We start from the raw sequence: 26,841 nt of genomic DNA, 5'->3' as shown, positions 1-26,841 counted from the left end.
GTCCCCTACGGCGGCCACATCGGCGCGGTCGAGCATCATCAGGAGAGCCCCGAGGCGTACTTCGCCCACACCGCGGGACTGCGCGTCATCAGCCCGGCGACGAGCCACGACGCGTTCTGGATGATCCAACAGGCGATCCGCTCGAACGACCCCGTGCTGTTCTTCGAGCCGAAGAGCCGCTACTGGCAGAAGGGCGACGTCGATCGCGCCGCGCACGAGACCGGGATGCACTCCTCCCGGGTGGTGCGTGAAGGCACCGACGCCACGCTCGTCGGACACGGTGCGATGGTGTCGGTGCTGCTGACCGCCGCCGAGCTCGCCGCCGAGGAGGGCACGAGCCTCGAGGTCGTCGACCTGCGCTCGCTCTCACCCATCGACTACGGACCGCTGCTCACCTCGGTGCAGAAGACCGGTCGCCTCGTCGTCGCCCAGGAGGCTCCGGCGCACGCGAGCATCGGGTCCGAGGTCGCCGCGACGATCGCCGAGCGCGCGTTCTACTCGCTGCAGGCGCCGGTGCTGCGGGTGAGCGGCTTCGACACGCCGTTCCCGCCCGCGAAGCTCGAGGCGACGTACCTCCCCGACGCCGATCGGGTGCTCGAGGCCGTCGACCGGGCTCTTGCCTACTAGGAGAGAAGACATGGCTCAGGAGTTCCCACTCCCCGATGTCGGCGAAGGTCTCACCGAGGCCGAGATCGTCTCCTGGAAGGTCAAGCCGGGTGACACCGTCACGGTCAACCAGGTGCTCGTCGAGATCGAGACCGCGAAGTCGCTCGTCGAGCTGCCGTCGCCGTTCGCCGGCACGGTCACCGAGCTCTTGTTCGAGGAGGGCGCGACCGTCGAGGTCGGTGCCCCGATCATCCGCGTCGCCTCGTCGGGCGGCGCCATCGAACTGCAGGCACCCGGGGGCGGTGACACCGTCGGTGAGGTCGCAGCCCCGGAGGCGGCGGCCGCCGCGGCCGCTCCGGAGAGCTCCGGTGCGGTGCTCGTCGGCTACGGCTCGAAGGGCGGCCATGGCGCGACGCGGCGACGGCGTCGTCCGGGCGCCGTCGCGACCACCGTCGAGGGCGCCACCGCCGACGGCGCGAAGGCGTCGGCGCGGCGCCCCAGCGGCGGGATGCCGATCATCGCGAAGCCGCCGATCCGCAAGCTCGCGAAAGACCTCGACGTCGACCTCGCGCAGGTGGTCGGCACGGGCGTGGGCGGCGAGATCACCCGCGAGGATGTCGTGCGCGGCGCCGAGCAGGCGAGCGTTTTCCGCAACATCGAAACCCCGGCCTGGCCGGCCGAGCGGGAGGAGCGCATCCCGGTCAAGGGCGTGCGCAAGGCGATCGCGAACGCCATGGTGTCGAGTGCGTTCAGCGCGCCGCACGTGAGCGTCTTCACCGACGTCAACGCCACCCGCACGATGGAGTTCGTACGTCGGCTCAAGGACTCGGCGCAGTTCGCCGGCATCCGGGTGTCGCCGCTGCTCGTGATGGCGAAGGCCGTCATCTGGGCGGTGCAGCGCAACCCGAACGTGAACTCCACGTGGACCGACAAGGAGATCGTGATCCACCACTACGTCAACCTCGGGATCGCCGCGGCGACCCCGCGGGGGCTCATCGTGCCGAACGTCAAGGATGCGCAGAACATGAGCCTCCGCGAGCTCGCGATGTCCCTCGAGCAGCTCACGGCGACGGCGCGCGAGGGCAAGACGACGCCGGCCGAGATGTCGAACGGCACGATCACGATCACGAACCTCGGCTCGTTCGGGATGGACACGGGCACGCCGATCCTCAACCCCGGCGAGGTCGGCATCGTGGCGCTCGGCGCGATCAAGCAGAAGCCGTGGGTGATCGACGGCGAGGTGCGCCCGGCCTGGGTGACGACGGTGTCGGCGGCGTTCGATCACCGCGTCGTCGACGGGGATGTCGCGAGCCGGTTCACGGCCGACCTCGCCTCCGTCATGGAGGAGCCCGCGCTCCTGCTCGACTGAGCGTCTCGGTGGTCGAGTAGCCGCGCAGCGGCGTGTCGAGACCTCGCGCTATTGAGAATCGTTTTGACAACCGTTCTCATCAACGGGTAGCGTCGCCGTCATGCGCTTCCCCGCCCCGCTCCTCGCCGTGCCCGTCGTCGCCCTCGTTCTCGCGGGCTGCGCCCCGACCCCGGCGGCCGACGACGGCGTGCTCCGCGTCGTCGCATCGACCTCGGTCTACGGCGACATCGCGGCAACCGTCGCGGGCGACCTGGCGGAGGTCGAGAGCATCGTCAGCTCGACGACACAGGATCCGCACTCCTACGAGGTCACCGCGCGCGACCGCCTCGCGCTCGAGAGCGCCGACCTCGTCGTCTTCAACGGCGGCGGCTACGACCCGTTCGTCGAGTCGGTGCTCGCCGCGATGGACACCGAGCCGACCCACGTGTCGGCGGTCGCCGTCGCGGGGCTTCTCGAGGACGGCCACCACGACGAGCACGCCGCGGAAGAGGGCGACGAGCACGCCGAAGAAGAGCACGACGGCCACCGGCACCTCGAAGGCGTCAACGAGCACGTCTGGTACGACCTGCACATCATGGGTGAGGTGGCGCACGAGATCGCGCAGGAGCTCGGCGAGCTCGACCCCGACAACGCCGAGGCGTACGAGTCGAACGCCGAGCGCTTCCTCGGCGACCTCGAGTCGCTCGAGGGTGAGCTGGCCGCGCTCGCCGAGCAGGCAGACGGGCTCGGCGTCGTCATCACCGAGCCGGTCCCCGGCTACCTCCTCGCGGAGGCCGGCTTCGAGAACCTGACGCCCGAGGGCTTCAGCGAGGCGATCGAGGAGGGCTCCGACGTGCCCCCCGCGCTGCTCGCCGCGACCCTCGCCGCCGTCTCCGACGCCGCTCTCGTGACGAACAACCCGCAGACCGGCGGACCCGAGACGGCCGAGGTGCTCGCCGCGGCCGAGGAGGCGGGCGTGCCCGTCGTCGACTTCCTCGAGCTGCTCCCCGAGGGCACGAGCTACGTCGAGTGGATGCGCGACAACCTCGCGGCGCTCTCCGCCGCGCTAGCGTGAATCCCATGAGCGACCCGGCCCTCCGAATCCGGGGGGCCGCGCTCTCGTTCGGCGACCGGCGCCTGTGGTCGGGGCTCGATCTCGACGTCGCGCCCGGCGAGCTCGTCGCGGTGCTCGGCCCCAACGGTTCGGGCAAGACGAGCCTGCTCCGCGCGATCCTCGGACTGCAGCACCTCGACGCCGGGACGGTCGAGGTGGCCGGGATGCCGGTACGCCGCGGTCGGGCACGCGTCGGCTACGTGCCGCAGCAGCGTTCCCTCTCGCCGGACACCGCCCTGCGCGCGCGTGACCTCGTCGGCTTCGGCGTCTCCGGGATGCGGTTCGGCCTGCCGCTCCCCTCCGCGCGCGACCGCACCCGCGTCGACGAGCTACTCGCGCGGGTCGGGGCGACGCACTACGCCGCGCAGCCCGTCGGCCGTCTCTCCGGTGGCGAGCAGCAGCGCCTCCGCGTCGCCCAGGCGCTCGCGGGCGACCCACGACTGCTGCTGCTCGACGAGCCGCTGCTGAGCCTCGACCTCCAGCATCAGCGCGGACTGGCCGACCTGCTCGCCGCTGAGCGCGCGCGGGCGGAGGCCGGCATCCTCGTCGTCACGCACGACGTCAACCCGCTGCTCGGCCTCGTCGACCGCGTGCTCTATCTCGCCGGCGGTCGCTTCCGCGTCGGCACTCCCGAGGAGGTGCTGCGCTCCGACGTGCTGAGCGACCTCTACGGCACGCCCGTCGACGTGCTGCGCTCGAACGGGCGCCTCGTCGTCGTCGGCGCCCCCGACGCCGGCCACGCCCACCACGACCACGCGGGGGACGAGCACTGATGGACTGGCTCGGCGACATCTTCAACTTCGACGACTACGGCACGCTGCTGTGGCTCGTGCGCAACTCGATCCTCGCGGGCGCGGTGCTGGGTCTCGTCGGAGGTCTCATCGGGGTCTTCGTCATGCAGCGCGACATGGCGTTCGCGGTGCACGGCATCAGCGAGCTCTCGTTCGCGGGCGCGGCCGCGGCCCTGCTCGTGGGCGCGGATGTCATCCTCGGCTCCATCACGGGGTCGGTGATCGCCGCGCTCATCATCGGAGCGTTCGGAGCTCGGGCGCGCGATCGCAACTCGATCGTCGGCGTGCTGATGCCCGCGGGTCTCGGCCTCGGCATCCTGTTCCTCGCCCTCTACCCGGGGCGCAGCGCCAACAAGCTGAGCCTGCTCACCGGGCAGATCATCGCGATCGACGACCCAGGTGTCGTGCGGCTCATCATCGTGTCGATCGTCGTGCTCGTCGCCCTGCTGCTCGTGTGGCGCCCGCTGTCGTTCGCGAGTCTCGACCCGGAGTCCGCCGCGGCGAAGGGCGTGCCGGAGCGCGCGCTGTCGATCGGTTTCCTGCTGCTGCTCGGGCTCATCACGGCGGTGTCGGTGCAGATCGTCGGGGCGCTGCTCGTGCTCGCGCTGCTCGTCACCCCCGCGGCAGCCGCGCTGCGGGTGGCGACGTCGCCGCTCGTCGTCGCGTTGCTCGCGTCGCTCTTCGGTCTCGTCTCGGCCGTAGGCGGAATCCTGCTCGCGATCGCCGGGTCGCTGCCGATCAGTCCCTTCATCACGACGATCTCCTTCCTGATCTATCTCGCGTGCCGCATCGTCGGCGCGGCACGCCCCCGGCTGCGCCGGGTACCGTTGACCGCATGAAGCGGAACACCTGGCAGCGCGAGGCGGTGCGCGACGCGCTCGACGCCGCGCCCGGGTTCGTGAGCGCTCAGGCGCTCCACGCCTCCCTCAAAGACGGCGGCTCGAGCGTCGGTCTCGCGACCGTGTACCGCGCGCTCGCCGACCTCGCGACCGTGGGGGATGCCGACTCGCTCCAGCAGGACGGCGAGAGCCTGTACCGCGCGTGCACGCCGGGCAAGCACCACCACCACCTCATCTGCCGCAACTGCGGCACGACGGTCGAGATCGAGGCCGACGAGGTCGAGGAGTGGGCGCAGTCGGTGGCCGCGAAGCACGGCTTCACGCGCCCGCAGCACGTCGTCGACGTGTTCGGGCTGTGCCCGGCCTGTTCCGCCGCCTGACGCGCGCGGGGTCGGGTCAGTCTTCGACGACCTCGATGTCGGGGTGCTCGGCGAAGATCTCGCGCACCGTGTCGTAGTAGGTCGGGCCGGTTCCCGCGTCGAGTGCGCGGAGGCGCTCCCCGATGAGGCCGACGTCATACCGCTCCGGCTGGTCGAGCTTCGCGAGGTGGTGCCGTCGGGTCTCCTCGACGCCGAGCACCTCGCGCAGCCGTCGGTCGTCACCGAGCACGATGCGCACGGGCTCGCCGCCGTCGATCGCCCCGTAGCCGCCGTAGAGGACGTCGGCGAGGGCGTCGAGGCTCGCGCCGAGCCGCCAGTCGACGCCGACCATGAAGACGCGGTTCAGCTCGTCGTAGAACGAGGGGATGTCGTGCACCGCGGCGCCGTCGATGCGCAGGGTCTTCACGCCGCCGCCTCCCGACGTCGCAGCAGCGTCATGACCTCGGCGTGCCGGGTCTGGGGGAACATGTCGAACAGCCGCGCCTCGACGACGTCGTAGGTCGGCATCTGCTCGAGGTCGCGCGCGAGCGTCACCGGATTGCAGCTCGAGTAGACGATCGTCGCGGGGCCGTGCTGCTCGAGGAACACGGCGAACTCGGAGCCGAGACCGCGCCGCGGCGGATTGACCACCACGGCATCCGGCGTCTCCGCGGCCCGCGCGAAAGCCCCCGCGTCGCCGACCTCGAACACGACGCCCGAGATTCCGGACTCGGCCGCGGTCAGTCGGGCGCTCTCGACCGCGGCCGCGGAGGTCTCGATGCCGACGACCTCGCGTCCGGGGGCGGCAAGGTGGAGGGCGAAACCTCCGACGCCGCAGTAGAGGTCCCACACCGTGCGCGGGCCGATCAGGTCGAGCCACGCGGCCGCCTGCGCGTAGAGCCCGGCCGCGATCGCCGTGTTGGTCTGGAAGAACCCGCCCGGACGCAGGTGCAGCACGACGTCGCCCGTGCGCATCGCGAGCGTGTCGACGTCGCTCAGCACGAGCTCGTCCTCACCCTCGAGCACCGCCTTGTGCTCGGGTTGGAGGTTGACGGTCAGCACGGCGATCGCGGGCAGCTCGGCGCGCAGCCACGCGGAGTGCTTGCGGATGCGGGCGAGCGCCTCCGTCGAGCGCAGCACGAAGCGCACCATGAGGTCGCCATCGGCCGACTCGGTGAGCAGCACGTTCTTCAGCTCGCCCCGTCGCGCCGGGATGTCGTAGGGCTCGAGCCGCGCGCGGGTGACGAACGCGGCGATCGCCGGCATCGCGGCCCGCAGCCCGGGGGCCAGCACGCCGCATCCGCGCAGGTCGATGCCGCGCCGATCCGCATCGAGGATGCCGAGGGTGGGGGCTTCCACGGTGCCGCCGACGACCATCTTCGCCTTGTTGCGGAAGCCGCTCTCGGGGCTCGGGGCGGCATCCCGCCACACCGCATCGGGCCACGCGGCGAGGAGCGCGCGGGCGTCCGCGACCTTGCCCGCGAGCTGCTCGGGGTACGGGACGCCCATGAGTTCGCACGACCGGCAGACTCCCCGGTTGTAGTAGGCGCACTCCATGTTTCCCAAGCTAAGGTGTCGAACCGTCTCGCGCCCGTCGATGTCGGAAGAGTCCATGACCAGGAATCGCCCAGCCCTCGCGCTGCTCGCGCTGGCGCTCCTCGCGGCGCTCGCGGGCTGCAGCGTCGGCGCGCCCCTGCCGGGCGCCGGCGCCCCTGGCGAGGCGGCGGTGCCGGTGCCGACGAGCACTCCGACCGCGACGCCGGCCCCCACGCCGACACCCACCCCGACACCGACACCCACCCCGACGCCCTCCGAAGAGCCGGCGCCGATCGTGCTCGCCGCCTCGGTCGTCGTCGACTCGCACCTCGTCGCGGCGTACGCGGCCGACGGCACGCAGGTCGTCGCCGTGGGTTACGACGAAACCGACCACGCCGGGGCGGCGGGCCGCCTCGCGATCGCCCTCGGCCTCGAGCCGGTCGTCACGACGACGGGTGCGATCGGCACGGGGTGCGACGCCGACCAGACCGTCTACGACTTCGGCGGCTTCCTGCTGCGCTCGCCGGGCTACGTCGACTCGACCGGGCCCATCGAGGCGCAGGTCGACGGAGCCACCACCTCGAACGGCGTGCCGATCGTAACGGTCGGGGGTGCGAGCGTCGGGATGCCGCGGGAGGAATTCGACGCGACGGCCGGGGCGGTCACCGACCTGGGCTCCTACAGCGGACGCAACTGGGTCGGCTTCGACCGGATCAACCCCGAGGCAGCGGAGCCCGACGCGATCGGCTCGCTCGCCCTGTTCGGCGACGGCATCCTCGTCCAGTGGAATGCCCCGGTGTACTACTACGGCGACTGCTGAGACGCCCTCTCGCATTGCCAAGTCGGCATCCGTCGTCTACTATCGAGAAGTTGTCCCGGAAACGGGGCTTCTTGTGTGCCGTCCGGGCGACCGGATCTCGGCATGCCGACAAGTGATCTTGGGTGGGGCGTTCGCCCCACGGTAACCACTACGGAGGAAACCATGGCAGCTGTCTGCCAGGTGACCGGAGCCACTCCCGGTTTCGGACACAACATCTCGCACTCGCACCGCCGCACGAAGCGCCGCTTCGACCCGAACGTGCAGAAGAAGAAGTACTACGTCCCGTCGCTCAAGCGCACGGTCACCCTCACGCTGTCCGCCAAGGGCATCAAGGTGATCGACGCCCGCGGCATCGAGTCGGTGATCCAGGACATCCTGGCGCGTGGGGAGAAGATCTGATGGCCAAGAAGGCTCAGGACGTTCGTCCCATCATCAAGCTCAAGTCCACCGCCGGCACCGGGTACACCTACGTGACCCGCAAGAACCGCCGCAACGACCCCGACCGCATCGTGCTCAAGAAGTACGACCCGGTCGTCCGCAAGCACGTCGAATTCCGAGAGGAGCGCTAAGCGCCATGGCCAAGAAGAGCAAGATCGCCAAGAACGACCAGCGCGCCGTCATCATCGAGCGCTGGGCTGCCAAGCGTCTCGAGCTGAAGAAGGCTCTCGTCGACCCGAACGGCACCGACGAGAGCCGCGAGGCGGCACGCGTCGGCCTGCAGAAGCTGCCGCGCGACGCGTCGCCGGTGCGCTACCGCAACCGCGACGCCATCGACGGCCGTCCCCGCGGCAACCTCTCGCGCTACGGCATCTCGCGTGTCCGTTTCCGCGACATGGCGCACCGCGGCGAACTGCCCGGCATCACCAAGTCGAGCTGGTAACGCCCGCTTCCGTGGTCGAGTAGCCGCGTAGCGGCGTGTCGAGACCCCGCGAAGGCCCCGATCCTCACCGGACCGGGGCCTTCGCGTTTCCTGCACACGCGCTGCTTAATCCCCGGAATGTCCGGGGTTTGCTGTTAGTTTCGAGGCGGTTCCGGGGGCGTTTCCCCTGGCCGCCACCAGAAACACCTTCAAACGTCCAGGAGGACACATCATGGCTGACATCAACAAGGCGGACCTCGTCGCCGCAATCGCCGCCGACTCCGGCCAGGGTCAGGCCGCCGTCTCCAGCGTCATCGACTCGCTGTTCAGCGTCCTGTCGTCGTCCCTCAAGGACGGCAAGAAGGTCGCCATCCCGGGCTGGCTGAGCGTCGAGTCCACCAACCGTGCCGCGCGCACGGGCCGCAACCCCGCGACCGGCGAGACCATCCAGATCGCCGCCAGCAAGGGCGTCAAGATCTCGGCTGGCAGCAAGCTCAAGGCTGCCGTCAAGGGCTGATCCCCCCGACTCAGCGAAGGGCCCCGGCGGTGTCGCCGGGGCCCTTCGTCGTCTCGTTCGCGCAGGTCCCGCCGCTCCCGGGCACGTAGGCTTTCCGGGTGCCTCGCCTCGCTTGGATCGCCGGTCCCGCCGCGCTCCTCGCGGCGGCGTTCGCGGCGGTGCTCGTCGGTCTCGAGATCGGCGGCGGGGCGACCCCCGGGGCCTTCGGCGGCGACGAGGTCGTCCTGGTCGCCCTGCCGATCGCCAAGCTCGTCCTCAATCTCGGCATCGCGGCGACCCTCGGGGCGCTCCTGCTCGCGGTGTTCGCCCTCGACCCGGGCAAGCCGGAGTTCGGGCGGGCCGTGGATGCCGCGGCGGCGGGTGCGGGCGTCTGGGCCGTGTCGGGCGCCATCACCGCCTACCTGACCTTCTCGAGCATCTACCAGGCCGAGCTCTCGTTCGACCAGGCCTACGGGTCGGCGCTCGCGACGTTCCTCACGCAGGTGCCGATCGGACGAGCCTGGCTCGTCCTCGTGCTCGTCGGCGCCCTCCTCACGGTCGTCTGCTTCGCGGTGCGCAACCGCACGCTCCTCGCCGTCGTCCTCGCCGCCGCCGCGCTCGGCCTCCTGCCGTACGCCTCCGACGCGGGCCACTCGGCGGGCACGGAGAGTCACGCCGCCGCGGTCACCGCGATCTGGCTGCACACGACGTTCGCGGCGATCTGGCTGGGAGGTCTGCTGACCCTCGTGCTGCTCCGACCGGTCCTCGGCGCCGAGCGGCTCGCCGCGGTGTTGCCGAGGTACTCCACCGTCGCACTCATCTGCTTCATCGTCGTCGCGATCTCCGGCTACTCGAGTGCCCAGATCCGGATCGGCGATTGGCCGGCCCTGCTGACGCCCTATGGGCTGCTCGTGATCGCGAAGGTCGTCGCGCTCGGCGCGCTGGGCCTGTTCGGCGCGATTCAACGTCGACTCGTCATCCGCCGGTTCACGGCGAGTGGCACCCGGGCGTGGTTCTGGGTGCTGGTCGTGGCCGAGGTCGCGTTCATGGGCATCGCCTCCGGCGTCGCCGCCGCTCTCGCCCGCACGGCGACCCCCGTCTCCGACGAGCCACCGCCGGTCGGCCAGCTCACCCCGGCTGAGCTCGTGACCGACGGCACGCCGCTTCCGCCGGAGCTCACCCTCGAGCGCTGGTTCACGTCGTGGGAGCCCGACCTGCTCTGGCTCCTCGTCGGCGGCTTCCTGCTGTTCTTCTACGCCGCGGGCGTCTGGCGTCTGCACCGGCGGGGCGACCGGTGGCCGGTCCACCGCACGGTGCTGTGGACGCTCGGCATCCTGAGCCTGATCTGGGTGACGAGCGGCCCGCTCAACGTCTACGAGCACTTCCTGTTCAGCATGCACATGCTCGCCCACATGCTGCTCGGCATGACCATCCCGGTCCTGCTCGTGCTGAGCGCCCCGGTGACGCTCGCGATGCGCGCGATCCGCAAGCGCGACGACGACAGCCGCGGCCCGCGCGAGTGGATCCTGCTGCTGGTGCACTCGTCGTTCGCGAAGGTGATCACGCATCCGCTCGTCGCCGGCGGACTCTTCGCGGCATCCCTCTGGCTCTTCTACTACACCCCGATCTTCCGCTGGGCTGTCGAAGACCACGTGGGTCACACCTGGATGGTGATCCACTTCGTGCTCACGGGCTACCTGTTCGCGCAGGCACTCGTCGGCGTCGACCCGATCGCGGGACGCCCGCCCTATCCGCTGCGGCTGATCCTGCTGCTCGCGACGATGGCCATGCACGCGTTCTTCGGCCTCGCGATCATGAGCAACGAGAGCCTCCTGCTCGCCGACTGGTACGGCGCGATGGGGCGCACATGGGGCGACGACCCGCTCACCGATCAGAACAACGCGGGCGGGATCGCGTGGAGCGTGGGCGAGATCCCCACCGTCTCGCTCGCGGTCCTGGTGGCGATCATGTGGAGCCGCAGCGACGCCCGGGACGCGAAGCGCAGCGACCGCAAGGCGGCCCGGGACGGCGACGCCGAACTCGAGGAGTACAACGCGATGTTGGCGGAGCGGGCAGGGCGCCGAGACTAGCCGGCGAGCTCGACCCGCAGCGTCGCGTCGTCGGCGAGGATCGTGACGACGTAGGCCGCGCTCGTCGGCAGATCGCGGTCGAAGGTCGACACGCTGCCGTCGAACAGCGACTGCACGTCGACCCGCAGGTGCGGCGTGAATTCCGTGTCGGGCACACGCCAGGTGCCGAACTCGTCGCCCGGTTCGAGGCGGATGTCGGGGTACGTCGCGATCGACCAGTCCGGCGGCGAGGCGACCCGGTTCGCGATCGCGTGTCCGAACGGGCAGCCGGTGGGGAACAGCACCTCCTGCGTCGCGCACGCGTCGAGACTCGCGTGCACCTCGGCGGTGACGGCGATCGTGAACACGAGGGCGGGTTGCACGTCGAGGGTCGCCCCGAGCTCGCTGCCGGGTCGCTCCGCCACGACGTCGACGGCGTCGGCGCGGAGGTAGTGCGAGCGATGGTCGACGCGGTACACGCCGGGCACGAGCAGCGCGTACTCGACGGGCTCGTCCTCCACTCCGCTGCGGGCGGGCACGCCGGCGACGCGGAAGCGGTCGTCGTGCTCGACGGTCAGCTGCAGGGTCGCGACGGGCGAGACGGCGAACCGCCACCGCGGGAAGACGCCGAGCAGCGCACCGTCGCGTTCCACGGCGAAGGTCGACACGCCGTCTCCCTGCGGCGAGCTCCACGCGTAGGTCACGAGGGTCTGTCCGCCGTCGCCTGCCTCGACCGACACCTCACGGAGCGCGGCGACCCCGTCGAGCGCGTCGCCCGTCAAGAAGTCGGCACGCACGCCGTCCGCGACCGTCACCCCGGGGATCGCGAGGGCCCCCGCGGCATCCCCGCGCCCGACGGCCTCGAGGTAGACGCGCACGAACGACGACGCGCCGAAGGTGGTCGCGGCGAGCCCGAACACCGAACCGGCGCCGATCGCGAGCGCGAGCAGCACGACCGCCGGCCAGGTTCCCACCACGCGTCGCACCCTCGCATCCTCGCATCCGGGGAGCGCTTAGAGTTGCCCGGTGAGTCTGCCCGAACTGTCGCCCGAACAGGCGGCCGTGGTCGCGGCGATCGAGACCACGCGCGAGCACATCTTCGTCACGGGTCGCGCCGGCACCGGAAAGTCGACGCTGCTCGAGTACCTCTCGTGGCACTCCAGCCACACGCTCGCGATCTGCGCGCCGACCGGAGTCGCGGCGCTCAACGTCGGCGGGCAGACCATCCACTCGCTCTTCCGGCTGCCGATCGGTGTCATCGCCGACCACGAGCTCGACCAGCCGCCCGAGCTGCGCAAGCTGCTGAGCGCGATCGACACGCTCGTCGTCGACGAGGTCTCGATGGTGAGCGCCGACCTCATGGATGCCATGGACCGCTCGCTGCGGCAGGCGCGTCAGCGTCCGCACGAGGCGTTCGGCGGGGTGCAGATCGTGCTCTTCGGCGACCCGTATCAACTCGCTCCGGTTCCCGGCGACGGCGACGAGCGCGCGTACTATGCCGACCGCTACCGCTCGATGTGGTTCTTCGATGCGAAGGTGTGGGACGAGGCCGACCTCCGCATCTACGAGCTCACGACGATCCACCGGCAGCACGAGCTCGAGTTCAAGCAGCTGCTCACGGCCGTGCGGCACGGGGTGGTGACGGCCGAGATGGCGGGTCGGCTCAACGAGGTCGGCGCGCGGCCGGCGCCGAGCGAGGGCGCGATCACGCTCGCCACGACGAACGCCGCCGTGCAGGCGATCAACGCGCGGGGGCTCGGGATGCTGCCCGGCCGAGCGCTCTCCGCCGTCGCGGACGTGACCGGCGAGTTCGGGTCGCGCGCGTTCCCCGCCGACGAGAAGCTCGAGCTCAAGGTCGGGGCCCAGGTGATGTTCCTGCGCAACGACACCGGGGCCGACCGGCGCTGGGTGAACGGCTCGATCGGCGAGGTCGTGAAGATCGGCCAGGGCACCGTCACGGTCGAGCTCGACGGCGAGGACGTCGAGGTCCAACCCGCCGTCTGGGAGCGCTACAAGTACCACTACTCGCCGCTGACGAAGACCCTCACGAAGGATGTCGTGGCCGAGTTCACGCAGTTCCCGTTGCGGCTCGCGTGGGCGGTCACCATCCACAAGTCGCAGGGCAAGACGTACGACCAGGCGATCGTCGACCTCGGCCCGCGGTCGTTCGCGCCGGGTCAGACCTACGTCGCCCTCTCGCGCATCACGGCGCTGGAGGGGCTCTACCTCACACGACCGTTGCGTCCGAGCGACATCATCGTCGACGACAACGTGCGCCGCTTCATGTCGCGGGCCACCGCGATCCCCGCCATCCAGGCGTAGCCGCCCTCGCGGGTTGAGTGCCGCGCGCAGCGCGGTGTATCGAAACCGGGCACGTCGAACGGCGGTTTCGATACACCCGGCTTCGCCGGGCACTCAACCCGCGGGGGCGGGTGGGGCTACGCGACGGCCTTCGCGCGCGTGAGGTCTTCGAAGAGCTCGGTGTTGAGCCGGTAGGCGTACAGCACCTCGTCGATGACGCGCTCGCGCTCCGCCTCGTCCCACGCCGCAGCGTCGAGCTGCTCGCGGTAGGTCTCCTTGAAGGCCTTCGGGTCGGCGATCTGGTCGAAGAGATAGAACAGGATGCCGTTGGTCTCGAACCCGAAGTGGCGCTTCATGAGACGCCCGATCGCCTGCCCGCCCGAGAGGTCGCCGAGGTAGCGCGTGTAGTGGTGGGCGACGAAACCGCCGACCCAGCCCTCCGCCTCGATCTCGCGGATGCGGGCGACGTAGCGGTCGGTCGTCGGCAGCGGGCTGATCTGCTGCCTCCAGTCGGCACCGAGCAGGTACTCGAGGTCGGCCTCGAGCGCCGGCATCCGCGTGAGCTGTTCGCTGAGGAACGGCTGCGCCTCGGCATCCGTGGCGAACCGTGCGGCGGCCGCCTCGAGGGCCTCGTAGACGAAGTAGTGCTGGGCGACGAGAGCCACGTAGTCGTCGCGCGTGCCCTTGCCGGTCATCAGGTCGTGCATGAACCCGGCGCCTTCGCTCTCGCCGTGGCCGGTCCAGGTGCGCTCGCGAAGGGCCTGCGAAAAGGGGATGACGGTCACGGGAACTCCTGAGGTAAGGGCGACCTAAGTGTCTCATACCGGGTCGACGCCTCCTAGCGCGAGCCTCCTAGTGAGTGGGCTGCTCGTGGGCGGGGAGTTCCGCCCACCGCTGCGGCGCCTCGGTCGCGATGAGCGCCGGCACGGTGATCGCCGCGACGACGAGGCCCGCCACCGTGATGCCCACGAGCGGACGCCTCGACTCGGCTCGCGGTGCCCGGCGCAGGCCGGCCGCGAGCCCGATCGCGACGGCGAGGTCGAGCAAGGTCGCGGCGAGCATCGGCAGAGGACGCGGGCCTTCCGGGAGGGCGGCCATGAGCAGCACGACCCACGCCGTCGGCGGCACGAGTGCGCCGACGATCGCCGCGCGTGGCAGCGGCACCCCGGGGCGGGAGACCGCGAGCACTCCCCAGAGGAATTCCACGGCCCCGATGCTCACGACAGCGGCGGCCAGCCACGACGCCGCGCCGATCGCGAGGGCGACGTGGATGAGCCCCGCCCCGAGCGCGGCGAAGCCGAGGGTGCTGCGGGCGACGGCCGTCCACCGCACCGGGGCGGCATCCAGTGTCATTCGAGGGCGACGACGTCGCGGCGTGCGCCCAACGCGACCGCGAGGTGCACGGTCGCGGCGGAGAAGAACACGACCTCGTCGAACGGAATGAGCGAGAGCACGTTCGCCTCGGAGCCGACGAGGAAGAGCCCCGCGTAGCCGAGCACCATCCAGACGACGCCTGCCCCGAGGTTGACCCGGCGGGCGGAGGCGATGCCGAGCACCGCCCCGATCACGAGGAGGACGGCGGCACCGGCGAAGAGGATGCCGAGCGACACCCGCGATGTGGCGATCGACAGTGCGCCGTAGCCCGCGAACGCGACACCGAGCGCGAGTGCGGCGGACCGGTTCGGGGAGCGGAGGAGGGCGCGCAACTCAGGTCACTCGTGCGGGCGGGGTTCGACGCCGAGCTTGCCGCACGCGGCGTCGTAGAGGGTGACGATGTCGCGGCGGATCTCGGGACGCTCGCTGAGCTGCCCCGACGGCCACGGGATGTGCAGCTCGTGCTGCTCACCCTCGAACACGTAGTGCCACGTGCCGCCGTGCTCGTCGAGGTCGTGCATCGTCGCGTCGCGCACGTCGCGCCCGGAGAAGGCCGACACGATGAGCACGTTGTCTTCGATGTGGTCGTCGTTCATGTGGTGGAGCACCGCGGCCACGACCTCGGGCGAGAAGACTGCCATGCGATCACGGTACCCGTCGCGCCGGGCTCAGGGCTCGACGGTGATGACGAACGCGACGTACTGCGCGGCGGTGTCGACCGTCACCCGCGCCGAGACCGCCGCCCCGATCGCCGTGCCGCTCGACAGCGTCGCGGAGTACGTGTCGCCCGTGCGTGCTCGCTGCGCTGCCGTGAGGTCGTCGGACAGCGCGTCGAAGTCGTCGGGAGTCCAGCCGACATTCTCTGCACGGCTCTCGAGCGTCGCGACGAACTCGCGATAGCTGACGGCACCCCAGGGCACCAGCTCGAGCCGCGAGATGGCTCCGTCCTCCGTCGTGATGTGCACGGAGTCCAACTGCTCGAGCACGAGGACCCCGTCCGGCGCGAGCACGCGCACCTGCAGCGGAACGTCGGCGTCCACCGTGGTCTCGCCGTCGGCGTCGAGCCCGAGTGCCTCGGCCTCGAGCGCACCGTCGCCGACTCGGATCACGAGGAAGCCGCTGGCGATCGCGTAGTCGCGGCCCGCGCCGGTGAAGATCGTCGACCCGTCCTCCGCGCGCTGATCGGCCGAGGGCGGCCGGTCACGGTCGACCCACCAGGAGTTCTGCACCGACACGGTCGCGATCGTGATCGCGGCGATCGCTGCGACGAGGACGAGCGGGGCGAGCCAGTACTTCACGAAGCGGTTCTCACGGCGGGCCATCCCTCCAGTCTGCGCGCCGACCCTCACCGTCCGCCGTACGCTCGAACCGATGTACGTGAAGATCTGCGGGCTCCGCGACCCCGAGGCGCTCGCCGCAGCGCTCGAGGCGGGTGCCGACGCCGTCGGCTTCGTCGTCAGCCCCGGCAGCCCGCGCGACATCGACCCGGAGGTGGCGGCCGGCCTCGTCGCCTCCGTCGGCGGTGACGCCGAGACGGTTCTCGTCGTCAGCCACGCGACCCCGGCGGAGGCCGTCGCCCTCGCGGCCCGGATCGGCGTCGACATCCTGCAGCTCCACGGGCGGTACGGGGAGGAGGATGTGGCCGCCGTGCGGTCAGCGGGCGTACGGGTCTGGCGCGCCGCCTCCGTCGTCGACGGCACCCCGCTGTCCGTCGGAGCGTGGGGCGAAGAGGTGCTGCTGCTCGACTCGCCCGTTGCGGGGTCGGGTCACCGGTGGGATGCGAGCGGGGTCGAGGCCGCAGGTCGATGGATGCTCGCCGGTGGATTGAACCCGTCGAACGTGGCCGAGGCGATCTCGACCGCGCAGCCGTGGGGCGTCGACGTGTCGAGCGGTGTGGAGTCGGCACGCGGCGTGAAGGACCCCGCTCTCATCCAGGCGTTCGTCGCCGCGGTGCGGGAAACGGAACACCCACCGACCACTCGGTGAACTCTGCTCGCATTCCGTGCGCCCCCCGTCCGGGGGTGCTTACCGTCGAGACGAGGGCCCGCCCCTCGACGGAATGACACGGAATCTGGAGACCCCCATGACCCCTCTGCCCACCCTCGGACTCGCGGCGGTCGGCGCCGCCGCGTTCCTCGCCGCGCCGCTGCCCGCCTTCGTCGCCGCCACGGACGTCGCCGCCACGACCGGCACGGTGACGGTCACCTTCTTCGAGGACCGCTACCCCGACGGGCTCTTCGACCCGTCCACGACGTCGCCCAACGGCATGTACCCGGAGCGCAAGCGCACCGAGCTCGCGCTCAACCTCATCGACGTCAACGGCGACCGGCACTACGAGAGCGCGAACGCCGAGGGCGACTTCGTCTTCGAGAACGTCCCCGTCGGCGCCGCACGTATCTATCTGCCCGACCCGAACAGCTACGTGTCGGTCGCGTTCTTCGACGCGACGGGCGCCTCGTCGGCCGCCGACATCGAGCGCCTCCCCGGAGGCTCCTACAACGGCGTCGCCGGGGTGCTCGACGTCGACGTCGATACCGACGGCGAGTACCGTCTCGTCGGGATGACGGCCCTGCGGGTGGCGGCCGACATCCAACTCGCCGACGGCACGGCCGTCTCGGGCGCCGGAGTCGAGTTCGCCTCGGCGGGCACCTGGTACGCCGGCGAGGAGTACTGGTTCCAGGCGGGCAGCTACGAGGCCATCTCCACCTACCACCTGCCGGGCGACCTCGGGGTGCGCGTGACGCCGCCGACGGGCTACGGCGTGGTGAGCGTCGTCGCCGGGAACAACGCGGGCGGCTCGGAGATCCCGGTGACCGCTCGCGACGGCGGATGGTGGTTCTCGTCGACCCAGGCGGCCGACTACTTCTGGAACCCGACGTTCACCGTGACGCTCGAGCAGCTTCCCGACACGACGCGCCCCGAGGTGACGCTCGTCACCCCGGCCGCCGGATCGGTGCTGAGCCAGCTCGACGTGCGCGTCGACGCGACCGACGACCGCGGGCTGCAGCGCATCGTGGCGAACATCTACCGCGACGGGAAGCTCGTCACGACCACCCAGACCCGCCTCGACGGCGCGACGTCCGGCATCCACACCGCCACCGTCACGCTGCCCGACGGCGCGTACACCGTGAAGTACAACGCGCAGGACATCGCGGGCAACATCTCCCGCACCTCGACGGCGACCTTCACGATCGACACGGTGGCACCGACGGTCACGATCAAGACGGGTGAGCGCTACACGATCGCCGACGGCGAGAGCTACGAACTCGTGAGCTTCAAGCTGTTCGATGCGCGCAAGATCGCCTACGTCGAGATCAACGGCGTGAAGAAGGACCTCACCGACAACACCTGGTCGGACGTCAACTTCGTCGCGCCGGGTGTCTTCGGCGGGCGCGAGGGCGAGAACACGATCGTCGTCTACGACGTCGCCGGCAACGCCACGACTCTGACCTTCACGCTCGGCTGACCGAATGACGGCGGCCCCGCACCCTCATTCGAGAGTGCGGGGCCGCCGTCTGCCCGGCGAAGGATCAGCGGAACGCGTCCTTGACCTTCTCGCCGGTCTGCTTGAGGTCGGCCGCGGCCTGATCGGCGTGGCCTTCGGCCTCGAGCCGCTCGTTGTCGGTCGCCTTACCGGCGGCCTCCTTGGCCTTGCCGCCGATGTCCTGCGCGGTGTTGCGGGCCTTGTCGTCGAGTCCCATGTGTCTCACTCCTTCTGCGGATCGCTTCGGTGATCGATACCGCTCCAGCGTGCGCCGACTGCGCAGGGATGAGGAGGGGGTGGACATCTCGGAAGAGACGTGGAAGGGGGGTCGAAGGCCGCCGACGCAGAGAGCGGATGACGGGAATCGAACCCGCGCTATCAGCTTGGGAAGCTGAAGTTCTGCCATTGAACTACATCCGCGTATCGGTGCGGGGGTGGAGCCCCGGCACCGACTGAGCCAGTGTAACCGAGGCCGCTACCCTGAAGACCATGCTGCTGAGCGACCGCGACATCCGCCTGGAACTCGACGCAGGACGGATCGGGCTCGAGCCCCTCGACCGCGACATGATCCAGCCGTCGAGCATCGACGTGCGACTCGATCGCTTCTTCCGGCTGTTCGACAACCACAAGTACCCGTTCATCGATCCGGCGGAAGACCAGCCCGAGCTGACCCGGCTGATCGAGACGAAGCCCGACGAGCCGTTCATCCTGCACCCCGGCGAGTTCGTGCTCGGGTCGACGTTCGAGCTCGTCACGCTGCCCGACGACGTCGCCGCGCGACTCGAGGGCAAGAGCTCCCTCGGACGGCTCGGGCTGCTCACCCACTCGACCGCGGGCTTCGTCGACCCCGGATTCTCGGGTCACGTCACGCTCGAGCTGAGCAACGTCGCGACGCTTCCGATCAAGCTCTGGCCCGGGATGAAGATCGGGCAGCTGTGCTTCATCCGCACGTCGTCGCCCGTGGAGAACCCCTACGGGTCGGGACCGTACGGCAACCGCTACCAGGGGCAGCGCGGGCCGACGGCATCCCGATCGTTCCAGAACTTCCACCGCACCGACACGACCGTCACCGACGCGGGGGCGGCGGGGAGCTAGGGGTTTCGAGACGGCGTTGGGGTTTCGAGACGCGTCCGCGCTGAGCGCGGGCGCTCCTCAACCCGCGAGGGGACTAGCGGGGTGGGGTCGGCTTCCACTGCTTGAGCTGCAGCACGAGCCACGGGCTGAACGCGAAGGGCGTCGCGGCGACGGCGGTGAGCAGATCCTTCGGGGCGACCCAGGCCCAGTCGTCGACCTCGTCGGGCTTCGGCATCGGGTCGTCCCGCGCGAGCGTGCGATACACGGGGCAGATCTCGTTCTCGACGATGCCCGACGAATCGACCGCGCGGTAGCGGAAGTCGGGCAGCACGACGTCGAGCTCGCCGATGGGGAGGGCGAGTTCGCGCAGGCCGCGTCGACGGACGGCATCCTCGAGGTCTTCGCCGGGGGCGGGGTGGCCGCAGAACGCGTTCGTCCACACCCCGGGGAACGTGAGCTTCGAGATCGCGCGGCGCGTCACGAGCATCCGACCCCGGGCGTCGAAGACGTGGCATGAGAAGGCGAGGTGCAGCCGGGTGTCCTCGTCGTGGACGGTGGCCTTGTCGGCGGTGCCGATCGGGTCGCCGTTCTCGGCGAGCAGCACGACCTGCTCGGGGACCGAAAGACCTGAGGGCTGCGACATGAGCGAGATAGTCTGCCTGAATGGATGCGGGTGTCGCGACGGCAGCGGAGCGGCAGTCGCACGTCGACGCCGTTCTGGCGCGTCTGTTCAGCCTAGCCCGCAAGCGCGCGGAGCCTCTGGGGGATGCGTACCTCTCCCTCTGGGACTCGATCGAAGCCGCGACGACCGGCGGTAAGCGGTTCCGTCCGCGCATGGTGTTCGCCGCCTACGAGGCGCTCGGCGGCACCGACCGAGTCGCCGCGGCCCACGTCGGAGCGGCGTTCGAACTCCTCCACACGTCGTTGTGCGTGCACGACGACGTCATCGACCGCGACTTCGTGCGTCGCGGCATCCCGAACGTCTCGGGGGTGTTTCGCAATCGCGCGCTCGCCGCGGGCGTCGACGACGACGCCGCCGAGCACCATGGGATCAGCGCCGCCGTCATCGCGGGCGACCTCGCCCTCTTCAACGCCTACCGACTGATCGATAAGAGCGGAGTCGACGACCTCACCCGAGGCCGTCTGCTCGAGGTCATGGACGAGGCGTTGTTCGCGAGCGCGGCGGGCGAGCTCATCGACATCGACTTCACGCTCCACCCGCACGCTCCGCACGTCGACGACATCCTCGCCATGGAACGGCTGAAGACGGCCGTCTACTCGTTCGAGGGTCCGCTGCAGGCGGGTGCGATCCTCGCGGGTGCGAGCGAGGAGACCGTCGCGACCCTCGGCGAATTCGGACGCGAGATCGGCATCGCCTACCAGCTCGTCGACGACGTGCTCGGCGTGTTCGGCGCGTCGGAGGAGACCGGCAAGACGACGATCGGCGACCTGCGCGAAGGAAAGCGCACGGTGCTCATCGCGTACGCGTCGTCGGCCGCCGGCTGGGAGGAACTCGCGCCCCTGTTCGGGGATGCGGCCCTCGACGACGAGGGAGCCGCGCGCCTGCGGGCCCACCTCGTGCAGTCCGGCGCGCGCGGCTTCGCCGAAGGTCTCGCCCGCTACTACGCCAACCGCGCCCTCGCCCGTCTGGTCGAGCCGCACATCCCCGCGTCGTTGCGGGCCGAGCTGCACCCCGTCGCCGACGCGGTGCTCGGGCGGGTCAGGTGAGCAAGGACCGGGGCGGGGATGGCGGCCCCCGCCTCTCGCTCTACGACGATGTGGCGCAGCAGACCGCGAGCCTCGTCATCCGCCGCTACTCGACGTCGTTCGGGATGGCGTCGCGCCTGCTCGGCGTCGGCGTGCGTCAGGACGTCGAGAACATCTACGCGCTTGTGCGCGTCGCCGACGAGATCGTCGACGGCGGTGCCGAGGAAGCCGGGCTCGACCGCCTCGCCGCGGGACGGTTGCTCAACGCGTACGAAGACGAGACGGAGCGCGCCCTCGAGGAGGGTTACAGCGCTGACCTCGTCGTGCACGCGTTCGCCCACACGGCCCGATCGGCGGGGTTCGGCGCGGAGCTCACGGCGCCGTTCTTCGCCTCGATGCGCGCCGACCTCCACGAGACGGTGCACGACGCCGAGAGCTTCGCGACCTACGTCTACGGGTCGGCGGAGGTCGTCGGGCTCATGTGCCTCCGCGTGTTCCTGCGCGACGCCCCCGCCCGCTCGGCGGAGGAGCTCGCCACGCTCGAGACCGGTGCCCGCGCGCTCGGGGCCGCGTTCCAGAAGGTGAACTTCCTGCGCGACCTCGCGGCCGACTCCGAGAAGCTCGGCCGCAGCTACTTCCCGGGCATCGACGTGTCCGGCCTGACCGAGGAGCAGAAGACCGCCGTGCTCGACGACATCGACGCCGACCTCGCGGCCGCCGCCGCGACCCTCCCGCTGTTGCCGGCGAGTTCGCGCCGCGCGGTCGCGCTCGCCCAGCGGCTGTTCGCGGAACTGTCGCGTCGCCTCCGTCGCACCCCGGCATCCGAGCTCACGCGCGTGCGCGTGCGCGTGCCCGACCCGGTGAAGCTGCGGATCGCGCTCGCCGCCGCCACGACGGGGGGCCGGGCGTGAGCCGCATCGTCATCATCGGCGGCGGGATCGGCGGGCTGGCGTCCGCCGCGCTCCTCGCCCGCGAGGGGCACGAGGTGGTGCTCGTCGAGCGCAACGCCGAGCTCGGCGGTCGGGCCGGATCGTGGGAGCGCGACGGATTCCGGTTCGACACCGGACCGTCGTGGTACCTCATGCCGGAGGTGTTCGACCACTTCTACCGGCTGCTCGGCACGACCGCGGAGGCCGAGCTCGACCTCGTGCAACTCGACCCCGGCTACCGGGTCTACGCGGAAGGAGAGGACGAGCCGCTCGACGTCGCGGCCGACATCGCCGAGACGCTCGACACCTTCGAGCGCGTCGAACCGGGCTCGGCGCGGCGGCTCGTGCGCTACCTCGAGCGCGCCCACGAGATCTACGAACTCGCGAAGGAGCGCTTCCTCTACTCGACGTTCGCCAAGCTCGGCCCCGTGTTCCGCGGCGAGGTGCTCAAGCAGGGCGGCCGGCTGGGCCGGCTGCTGCTCGAGCCGCTCGACAAGCTCGTGAACCGCACCGTGCGCGACATCCGGCTGCGGCAGGTGCTCGGCTACCCGGCGGTGTTCCTCGGCTCGGCGCCCGCGCTCGCGCCGAGCATGTACTCGCTCATGAGCCATCTCGACCTCGTCGACGGCGTGCTCTATCCGGCGGGTGGGTTCACGCGCATCATCCGGAGCATCGAGGGGCTCGCGACGCAGGCCGGCGCCGAGTTGCGCACGGGCGCCGAGGTGCGACGCATCGTCGTGACCGACGGTCGCGCGACCGGCGTCGAGCTCGCCTCGGGTGAGGTGATCGAGGCCGACCTCGTCGTCTCCGCGGCCGACCTCCACCACACCGAGACGGTGCTGCTCGAGGATGCCGTCCACCGTTCGTACCCGGAGCCGTACTGGCAGAAGGCGGTCGCCGGGCCGAGCGCGCTGCTCGTGATGCTCGGCGTGCAGGGCGAGCTGCCGCAGCTCGAGCACCACACGCTGTTCTTCGCGCGGGCCTGGGCCGAGAACTTCGAGGCGATCTTCGGGCGTGAGTCGCGCATCCCCGACGTCCCCTCGTTCTACGTGTGCAAGCCGAGCGGCATCGACCCGACGGTCGCGCCCGAAGGCACCGAGAACGTCTTCGTGCTCGTGCCGCTGCCCGCCGACCCGGGGCTCGGCAAGGGCGGCATCGACGGCGCGGGCGATGAGCGGATGGAGGCGCTCGCCGACCAGGTGATCGCCACGATGTCGGAGTGGGCCGGCATCCCGGATCTCGCGACGCGCGTCGTGCTGCGCCGCACGGTCGGACCCGCGGACTTCGCGAGCGACCTCAACGCCTGGAACGGCACCGCGCTCGGGCCGGCGCACATCCTCAAGCAGAGCGCGTTCTTCCGCCCGGGCAACGTGTCGAAGAAGGTGCGCGACCTCTACTACGTCGGTTCGTCGACGATCCCGGGCATCGGGTTGCCCATGTGCCTCATCTCGGCCGAGGTGCTCGTCAAGCGACTGCGGGGCGACACGACGGCGGGCCCGCTGCCCGAGCCGCTCCACACCGTGACGACGACCCTCGCCGGCCGAGCGCTCGGATGAGCCTGATCTACCTCGCGGCGCTGCTCGTGTCGATCAGCGGCATGGTCGTGCTCGACCTGCGGTTCAAGCTGTTCTTCGCTGCCGCGCCGCTGCGGGCGGCGATCGTGCTCGTGGCGGGGTTGGCGTTCTTCCTCGCGTGGGACGTCGCGGGCATCACGCTGGGCATCTTCTTCCGCGGCAACCCCGGCCTGCTCACGGGTGTGCTGCTCGCGCCCGAGCTGCCCCTCGAGGAGCTCTTCTTCCTGATCCTGCTCTGCTACACCGTCATGAACAGTTACGGCTTCCTCTCCCGCGGGTTGAGAAGCGCGCGCCTCCGGCGCACGCGTATCGAAACCGAGAGCGCCGACTCGTGACGTACTGGACCTTGAACGCGTTCTTCCTGGCGTTCGTCGCCCTGGTGGCCATCGTGGCCGTCGCCGCCCGCCGCTCGCCGAGCTGGCGCGGCATCGGCCTCGCCGCGATCGTCGTGCTGCTGCTCACGGCGGTGTTCGACAACGTGCTCGTCGGCACCGGCATCGTCGGTTACGACCCCGCCCTGATCTCGGGTGCGAAGGTCGGCGTCGCCCCGCTCGAAGACTTCGCCTACGCGATCGCCGCGCTCGTGCTGCTGCCGTCTCTCTGGTCGCTGCTCGCACCTCGGTCGTCGAGTAGCGCGGAGCGCGTGTCGAGACGCGGTGACGCATGATCCGCGCCCTCTTCCTCACCTCCCGCCCGCTGAGCTGGGTGAACACGGCGTTCCCGTTCGCGGCCGCCTACCTGCTCACGGCGCGCGAGGTCGACGCGACCTTCGTGGTCGGGACGCTGTTCTTCCTCGTGCCCTACAACTTCGCGATGTACGGCATCAACGACGTCTTCGACTACCAGTCCGACCTCCGCAACCCGCGCAAGGGCGGGGTCGAGGGCGCGCTGCTCGATCCGCGGTGGCACCGCCTCGTGCTCTGGCTGTCCGGCATCCTGGCCTTGCCGTTCGTGGTGTACCTCGTCGTCGTCGGCGATCTCGCGAGCTGGATCGCCCTCGCCGTGAGCCTCTTCGCGGTCGTCGCGTACTCGGCGGGCGGACTGCGCTTCAAGGAGCGCCCGGTGCTCGACTCGCTCACCTCCGCGACGCACTTCGTGTCGCCGGCGGTCTACGGGCTGCTGCTCGCCGGCGCCGAGTTCACCCCGCCGCTGTACGCGCTTCTCGCGGCGTTCTTCCTCTGGGGCTGCGCGTCGCACGCCTTCGGCGCGGTACAGGATGTCGTGGCCGATCGCGAGGGCGGTATCGCGTCGATCGCGACCGTCATCGGCGCCCGCCGCACCGTGCGGCTCGCGGTGACGCTCTACCTGTTGGCCGGCATCCTGCTGCTCGCGACGGAGTGGCCGGGGCCGCTCGCCGCCGTGCTCGCCCTGCCCTACGTTCTCAACGCGCTGCCGTGGTGGCGGGTGACCGACGAAACGGCGCCCACCGCGAACCGCGGGTGGCGCCGCTTCCTCTGGCTCAACTTCGCGACCGGCTTCGCCGTCACGATGCTGCTGATCGCCTACGTCCTCCTGGAGCCCGCCGCCCCCTGCGCCTGCTGAGGCAGCTTGACGAAGAGGAAGAGCACCAGGCCGACGGCGAGGATGAGCAGGATGCCCAGGATGCCCCAGGCCTGCACGCCACCCGAGAGGGCGATGAGCGCACCCCAGAGCAGCGGCGAGAAGAAGCTCGAGGCGCGTCCGGTCGTCGCGTAGAGGCCGAAGAGCTCCCCCTCTCGACCGACGGGGGCGATGCGGGTCAGGAGGGAGCGGCTCGCGGTCTGCGCCGGCCCCACGAACGAGGCGAGCAGCAGTCCGCCCACCCAGAACACGCCCTGGCCGAGGTCGCGGAGCAGGAAGACGAGCACGCCGACGACGACGAGACCGGTGAGGGCTACCACGATCACGCGTTTCGGCCCGAAGGCGTCGTCGAAGCGTCCGGAGATGATCGTGCTGATCCCCGCGACGATGTTGGCGACGACACCGAAGATGACGACGCCGAAGAAGTCGAACCCGAACGTGATCGCGGCGATCGAACCCGCGAAGGTGAACACCCCCGCGAGTCCGTCACGGTACACGGCGCTCGCCAGGAGGAACCAGAAGATCCCCCGCGCGTTGCGCCAGAGCTCGCGGATGTCTTGGAACAGCACGACATAGGAGCGCAGGAAGCCCACGCGCTCGCGGCCGGGGGCGGGAGCGGCCTCCGGCACGGCGAGGAACAGCGGGATGCAGAAGATCAGGGTCCAGACCGCGCAGCCGACCGCCACCAGGCGCAGGCCGGTCGACTGGTCGAGTCCGCTCCATCCGGACAGCTGCCACGCGATCACGAGGGTCAGCATGATGATCCCGCCGAGGTAGCCGAAGCCCCAGCCGAGCCCGCTCACGCGTCCGACGGTCTGCTTCGTGGCGACCTGCGTGAGCATCGCGTAGTAGTTGACCGCGGCGATCTCGCTGATGACGCTCGCGAACGCGATGAGGATGGCGCCGAACAGGAAGTAGCCGGGCTCCGGCTGCACGAAGAACAGCGCCCCGGTCGCGACGATGAGCAGCCCCGTCCAGATGCCGAGCCACTTCTTCCGGTTGCCGGCGGTGTCGTTGCGCTGTCCGAGCACGGGCGCGACGAGCGCGATGATCAGCGCCCCGATGCCGATGATGAGACCCATTTGACCCGACAGGTCGTCGTCGGTCTGCCCGGGTCGCCCGAAGATCTCGGCGTCTTGGAGGTAGAGCGGCGCCCATACGAAGCTCAGCAGCACGGTGTTGTACGGCTGCGCCGCCCAGTCCCAGAACGCCCAGGCGATGACGCGCTTGCGCGGCACGGGCTGCGTCTGCAGGCCGGTGAGTTCGGAACCCTCCCCGCCGGAGCCGGGAGACGGGAGGTCGGGACGGGGGTCGGTCATGTCGACATGCTGCTTCCGTGAGGTGAACACCCGGTATCGACGCTGATCCGGGCTGCTGGAAACCTACTCCAGCGGAGGGTCGCTTTCCGTTTTCAGGACGATGTGTGGCGGATGTCTGGTCCTGAGGCTCCCGATCCGACTCGAGTCGACTCTGTCATCACATCCTCCTGAAAACAGAAAGGGGCTGCTACCTGGGAATTGAGTCCGGTCGGCTCAAGTTGGACTTGACAGGAGTTATCCACAGGCGCAAACTTGATACGACGCGGCTCAGGGTCGCGTCCCACGACCTCAGCACCACAGTTCAACAAGGAGCACACACGCACATGGCACGCGCAGTAGGAATCGACCTCGGAACCACCAACTCGGTGGTCGCCGTGCTCGAAGGTGGCGAGCCCACCGTCATCGCGAACGCCGAAGGCTTCCGCACGACCCCCTCGGTCGTGGCCTTCACGAAGGACAGCGAGGTGCTCGTCGGCGAGACCGCGAAGCGCCAGGCCGTCACCAACGTCGACCGCACCATCGCCTCGGTCAAGCGCCACATGGGCACCGACTGGAAGACGGATGTCGACAGCAAGAAGTACACGCCGCAGGAGATCTCGGCGCGCATCCTCGCGAAGCTCAAGCGCGACGCGGAGCAGTACCTCGGCGAGGACGTGACCGACGCGGTCATCACCGTGCCGGC

Annotated in this window: 34 protein-coding genes and 1 tRNA gene; 23 read left to right on the top strand and 12 right to left on the bottom strand. The window is 70.3% G+C overall.

Annotated elements, in window-relative coordinates; translation table 11 throughout:
• The 6 genes from ACO1X9_RS13880 to ACO1X9_RS13855 form a co-directional block, all read left to right on the top strand.
• A partial coding sequence (locus tag ACO1X9_RS13880; protein WP_486351436.1) for an alpha-ketoacid dehydrogenase subunit beta occupies positions 1-627 on the top strand: 627 nt, incomplete at its 5' end.
• 10 nt (positions 628-637) lie between these two features.
• The gene (locus tag ACO1X9_RS13875; RefSeq protein WP_486351435.1) at positions 638-1,975 is read left to right on the top strand and encodes a dihydrolipoamide acetyltransferase family protein; all 1,338 of its coding nucleotides are present in this window, start codon (positions 638-640) and stop codon (positions 1,973-1,975) included.
• Between the two features lie 100 nt (positions 1,976-2,075).
• Positions 2,076-3,029, top strand: a complete 954-nt coding sequence (locus ACO1X9_RS13870) for a metal ABC transporter solute-binding protein, Zn/Mn family (protein WP_486351434.1) — start codon at positions 2,076-2,078, stop codon at positions 3,027-3,029.
• A gap of 5 nt (positions 3,030-3,034) precedes the next feature.
• Positions 3,035-3,841, top strand: coding sequence for a metal ABC transporter ATP-binding protein (locus ACO1X9_RS13865; RefSeq protein WP_486351433.1), 807 nt, complete (start codon positions 3,035-3,037; stop codon positions 3,839-3,841).
• Complete coding sequence (locus ACO1X9_RS13860) at positions 3,841-4,698, top strand: metal ABC transporter permease (RefSeq protein WP_486351432.1); 858 nt, start codon at positions 3,841-3,843, stop codon at positions 4,696-4,698. The genes ACO1X9_RS13865 and ACO1X9_RS13860 overlap by 1 nt, the downstream gene beginning before the upstream one ends.
• Positions 4,695-5,078 carry a Fur family transcriptional regulator gene (locus ACO1X9_RS13855; protein ID WP_486351431.1) on the top strand — a complete coding sequence of 128 codons (384 nt, stop codon included), beginning with the start codon at positions 4,695-4,697 and terminating at the stop codon, positions 5,076-5,078. The genes ACO1X9_RS13860 and ACO1X9_RS13855 overlap by 4 nt, the downstream gene beginning before the upstream one ends.
• Before the next feature lie 16 nt (positions 5,079-5,094).
• Here ACO1X9_RS13855 and ACO1X9_RS13850 read toward each other — a convergent pair whose 3' ends face one another.
• Both ACO1X9_RS13850 and rlmC read right to left on the bottom strand, forming a co-directional pair.
• Entirely contained in the window at positions 5,095-5,484 is a 390-nt protein-coding gene (locus ACO1X9_RS13850; protein WP_486351430.1) for a barstar family protein, read from the bottom strand.
• The gene (gene rlmC / locus ACO1X9_RS13845) at positions 5,481-6,614 is read right to left on the bottom strand and encodes a 23S rRNA (uracil(747)-C(5))-methyltransferase RlmC (RefSeq protein ID WP_486351429.1); all 1,134 of its coding nucleotides are present in this window, start codon (positions 6,612-6,614) and stop codon (positions 5,481-5,483) included. The genes ACO1X9_RS13850 and rlmC overlap by 4 nt, the downstream gene beginning before the upstream one ends.
• A gap of 55 nt (positions 6,615-6,669) precedes the next feature.
• On the opposite strand from rlmC, the gene ACO1X9_RS13840 reads away from it, so the two are divergent.
• From ACO1X9_RS13840 to ACO1X9_RS13815, 6 genes are all read left to right on the top strand, one after another.
• Complete coding sequence (locus ACO1X9_RS13840) at positions 6,670-7,413, top strand: hypothetical protein (RefSeq protein WP_486351428.1); 744 nt, start codon at positions 6,670-6,672, stop codon at positions 7,411-7,413.
• A 162-nt stretch (positions 7,414-7,575) separates the two neighbouring features.
• The gene (rpmB, locus tag ACO1X9_RS13835; protein WP_486351427.1) at positions 7,576-7,812 is read left to right on the top strand and encodes a 50S ribosomal protein L28; all 237 of its coding nucleotides are present in this window, start codon (positions 7,576-7,578) and stop codon (positions 7,810-7,812) included.
• Positions 7,812-7,982: a 50S ribosomal protein L33 gene (gene rpmG, locus ACO1X9_RS13830; protein ID WP_486351426.1), complete on the top strand. Its 171-nt coding sequence runs from the start codon at positions 7,812-7,814 to the stop codon at positions 7,980-7,982. Before rpmB ends, rpmG begins: the two co-directional genes overlap by 1 nt.
• Positions 7,983-7,987: 5 nt before the next feature.
• Positions 7,988-8,293 (top strand): 30S ribosomal protein S14, encoded by a 306-nt coding sequence (gene rpsN, locus ACO1X9_RS13825; RefSeq protein WP_486351425.1) that lies wholly within the window; start codon positions 7,988-7,990, stop codon positions 8,291-8,293.
• A gap of 211 nt (positions 8,294-8,504) precedes the next feature.
• Entirely contained in the window at positions 8,505-8,789 is a 285-nt protein-coding gene (locus ACO1X9_RS13820; protein ID WP_486351424.1) for an HU family DNA-binding protein, read from the top strand.
• A gap of 98 nt (positions 8,790-8,887) precedes the next feature.
• Positions 8,888-10,858 carry a bifunctional copper resistance protein CopD/cytochrome c oxidase assembly protein gene (locus ACO1X9_RS13815; RefSeq protein ID WP_486351423.1) on the top strand — a complete coding sequence of 657 codons (1,971 nt, stop codon included), beginning with the start codon at positions 8,888-8,890 and terminating at the stop codon, positions 10,856-10,858.
• Here the strand turns inward: ACO1X9_RS13815 and ACO1X9_RS13810 are convergent.
• Positions 10,855-11,823 carry a hypothetical protein gene (locus tag ACO1X9_RS13810; protein ID WP_486351422.1) on the bottom strand — a complete coding sequence of 323 codons (969 nt, stop codon included), beginning with the start codon at positions 11,821-11,823 and terminating at the stop codon, positions 10,855-10,857. The two genes, ACO1X9_RS13815 and ACO1X9_RS13810, sit on opposite strands and share 4 nt — an antisense overlap.
• Before the next feature lie 40 nt (positions 11,824-11,863).
• Between ACO1X9_RS13810 and ACO1X9_RS13805 the strand changes: the two genes are divergently transcribed.
• A complete protein-coding gene (locus ACO1X9_RS13805; protein WP_486351421.1) occupies positions 11,864-13,159 on the top strand; it encodes an ATP-dependent DNA helicase in 1,296 nt (431 codons plus the stop codon).
• A gap of 116 nt (positions 13,160-13,275) precedes the next feature.
• Here the strand turns inward: ACO1X9_RS13805 and ACO1X9_RS13800 are convergent, their stop codons facing one another.
• The 5 genes from ACO1X9_RS13800 to ACO1X9_RS13780 all read right to left on the bottom strand — a co-directional run bounded on the left by ACO1X9_RS13800 (position 13,276) and on the right by ACO1X9_RS13780 (position 15,834).
• A complete protein-coding gene (locus ACO1X9_RS13800) occupies positions 13,276-13,923 on the bottom strand; it encodes a biliverdin-producing heme oxygenase (protein ID WP_486351420.1) in 648 nt (215 codons plus the stop codon).
• A gap of 67 nt (positions 13,924-13,990) precedes the next feature.
• The gene (locus tag ACO1X9_RS13795; protein WP_486351419.1) at positions 13,991-14,491 is read right to left on the bottom strand and encodes a hypothetical protein; all 501 of its coding nucleotides are present in this window, start codon (positions 14,489-14,491) and stop codon (positions 13,991-13,993) included.
• Positions 14,488-14,844, bottom strand: coding sequence for a hypothetical protein (locus tag ACO1X9_RS13790; RefSeq protein ID WP_486351418.1), 357 nt, complete (start codon positions 14,842-14,844; stop codon positions 14,488-14,490). Before ACO1X9_RS13790 ends, ACO1X9_RS13795 begins: the two co-directional genes overlap by 4 nt.
• 6 nt (positions 14,845-14,850) lie before the next feature.
• Positions 14,851-15,153, bottom strand: coding sequence for a DUF2470 domain-containing protein (locus ACO1X9_RS13785; protein ID WP_486351417.1), 303 nt, complete (start codon positions 15,151-15,153; stop codon positions 14,851-14,853).
• A gap of 27 nt (positions 15,154-15,180) precedes the next feature.
• Positions 15,181-15,834 (bottom strand): hypothetical protein, encoded by a 654-nt coding sequence (locus ACO1X9_RS13780; protein ID WP_486351416.1) that lies wholly within the window; start codon positions 15,832-15,834, stop codon positions 15,181-15,183.
• A gap of 49 nt (positions 15,835-15,883) precedes the next feature.
• Between ACO1X9_RS13780 and ACO1X9_RS13775 the strand changes: the two genes are divergently transcribed.
• Entirely contained in the window at positions 15,884-16,498 is a 615-nt protein-coding gene (locus ACO1X9_RS13775) for a phosphoribosylanthranilate isomerase (RefSeq protein WP_486351415.1), read from the top strand.
• A 97-nt stretch (positions 16,499-16,595) separates the two neighbouring features.
• Entirely contained in the window at positions 16,596-17,978 is a 1,383-nt protein-coding gene (locus ACO1X9_RS13770; protein WP_486351414.1) for an Ig-like domain-containing protein, read from the top strand.
• Positions 17,979-18,042: 64 nt separating this feature from the next.
• On the opposite strand, the gene ACO1X9_RS13765 is transcribed toward ACO1X9_RS13770, so the two are convergent.
• Together ACO1X9_RS13765 and ACO1X9_RS13760 are read right to left on the bottom strand one after the other, a co-directional pair.
• Positions 18,043-18,213 (bottom strand): CsbD family protein, encoded by a 171-nt coding sequence (locus ACO1X9_RS13765; protein WP_486351413.1) that lies wholly within the window; start codon positions 18,211-18,213, stop codon positions 18,043-18,045.
• A 132-nt stretch (positions 18,214-18,345) separates the two neighbouring features.
• A tRNA-Gly gene (locus ACO1X9_RS13760) sits at positions 18,346-18,416 on the bottom strand.
• A gap of 69 nt (positions 18,417-18,485) precedes the next feature.
• On the opposite strand from ACO1X9_RS13760, the gene dcd reads away from it, so the two are divergent.
• The gene (gene dcd / locus ACO1X9_RS13755) at positions 18,486-19,091 is read left to right on the top strand and encodes a dCTP deaminase (RefSeq protein ID WP_486351412.1); all 606 of its coding nucleotides are present in this window, start codon (positions 18,486-18,488) and stop codon (positions 19,089-19,091) included.
• 73 nt (positions 19,092-19,164) lie between these two features.
• Here dcd and idi read toward each other — a convergent pair whose 3' ends face one another.
• A complete protein-coding gene (gene idi / locus ACO1X9_RS13750) occupies positions 19,165-19,713 on the bottom strand; it encodes an isopentenyl-diphosphate Delta-isomerase (protein ID WP_486351411.1) in 549 nt (182 codons plus the stop codon).
• A gap of 20 nt (positions 19,714-19,733) precedes the next feature.
• Between idi and ACO1X9_RS13745 the strand changes: the two genes are divergently transcribed.
• Genes ACO1X9_RS13745 through ACO1X9_RS13720 form a run of 6 tightly spaced genes read left to right on the top strand, consistent with a single transcriptional unit; the run spans position 19,734 to position 24,822 of the window.
• Positions 19,734-20,798 (top strand): polyprenyl synthetase family protein, encoded by a 1,065-nt coding sequence (locus tag ACO1X9_RS13745; RefSeq protein WP_486351410.1) that lies wholly within the window; start codon positions 19,734-19,736, stop codon positions 20,796-20,798.
• Entirely contained in the window at positions 20,795-21,688 is an 894-nt protein-coding gene (locus ACO1X9_RS13740; protein ID WP_486351409.1) for a phytoene/squalene synthase family protein, read from the top strand. Before ACO1X9_RS13745 ends, ACO1X9_RS13740 begins: the two co-directional genes overlap by 4 nt.
• Positions 21,685-23,262, top strand: coding sequence for a phytoene desaturase family protein (crtI, locus tag ACO1X9_RS13735; RefSeq protein ID WP_486351408.1), 1,578 nt, complete (start codon positions 21,685-21,687; stop codon positions 23,260-23,262). Before ACO1X9_RS13740 ends, crtI begins: the two co-directional genes overlap by 4 nt.
• Positions 23,259-23,615: a lycopene cyclase domain-containing protein gene (locus tag ACO1X9_RS13730; protein WP_486351407.1), complete on the top strand. Its 357-nt coding sequence runs from the start codon at positions 23,259-23,261 to the stop codon at positions 23,613-23,615. The genes crtI and ACO1X9_RS13730 overlap by 4 nt, the downstream gene beginning before the upstream one ends.
• The gene (locus tag ACO1X9_RS13725; RefSeq protein WP_486351406.1) at positions 23,612-23,947 is read left to right on the top strand and encodes a lycopene cyclase domain-containing protein; all 336 of its coding nucleotides are present in this window, start codon (positions 23,612-23,614) and stop codon (positions 23,945-23,947) included. The genes ACO1X9_RS13730 and ACO1X9_RS13725 overlap by 4 nt, the downstream gene beginning before the upstream one ends.
• On the top strand, positions 23,944-24,822 hold the full coding sequence (locus ACO1X9_RS13720; protein ID WP_486351405.1) for a prenyltransferase: 879 nt from the start codon (positions 23,944-23,946) through the stop codon (positions 24,820-24,822). Before ACO1X9_RS13725 ends, ACO1X9_RS13720 begins: the two co-directional genes overlap by 4 nt.
• Here ACO1X9_RS13720 and ACO1X9_RS13715 read toward each other — a convergent pair.
• On the bottom strand, positions 24,783-26,159 hold the full coding sequence (locus ACO1X9_RS13715) for an MFS transporter (RefSeq protein ID WP_486351404.1): 1,377 nt from the start codon (positions 26,157-26,159) through the stop codon (positions 24,783-24,785). The genes ACO1X9_RS13720 and ACO1X9_RS13715 overlap by 40 nt on opposite strands.
• A gap of 323 nt (positions 26,160-26,482) precedes the next feature.
• Between ACO1X9_RS13715 and ACO1X9_RS13710 the strand changes: the two genes are divergently transcribed.
• The coding region (locus ACO1X9_RS13710) for an Hsp70 family protein (RefSeq protein ID WP_486351403.1) at positions 26,483-26,841 on the top strand (359 nt) is incomplete at its 3' end.

The sequence above is a fragment of the Pseudolysinimonas sp. genome, assembly GCF_057350545.1.
The sequence above is the reverse complement of the archived record's forward strand: the minus strand, read 5'-3'. Positions and strand labels throughout refer to the sequence as shown.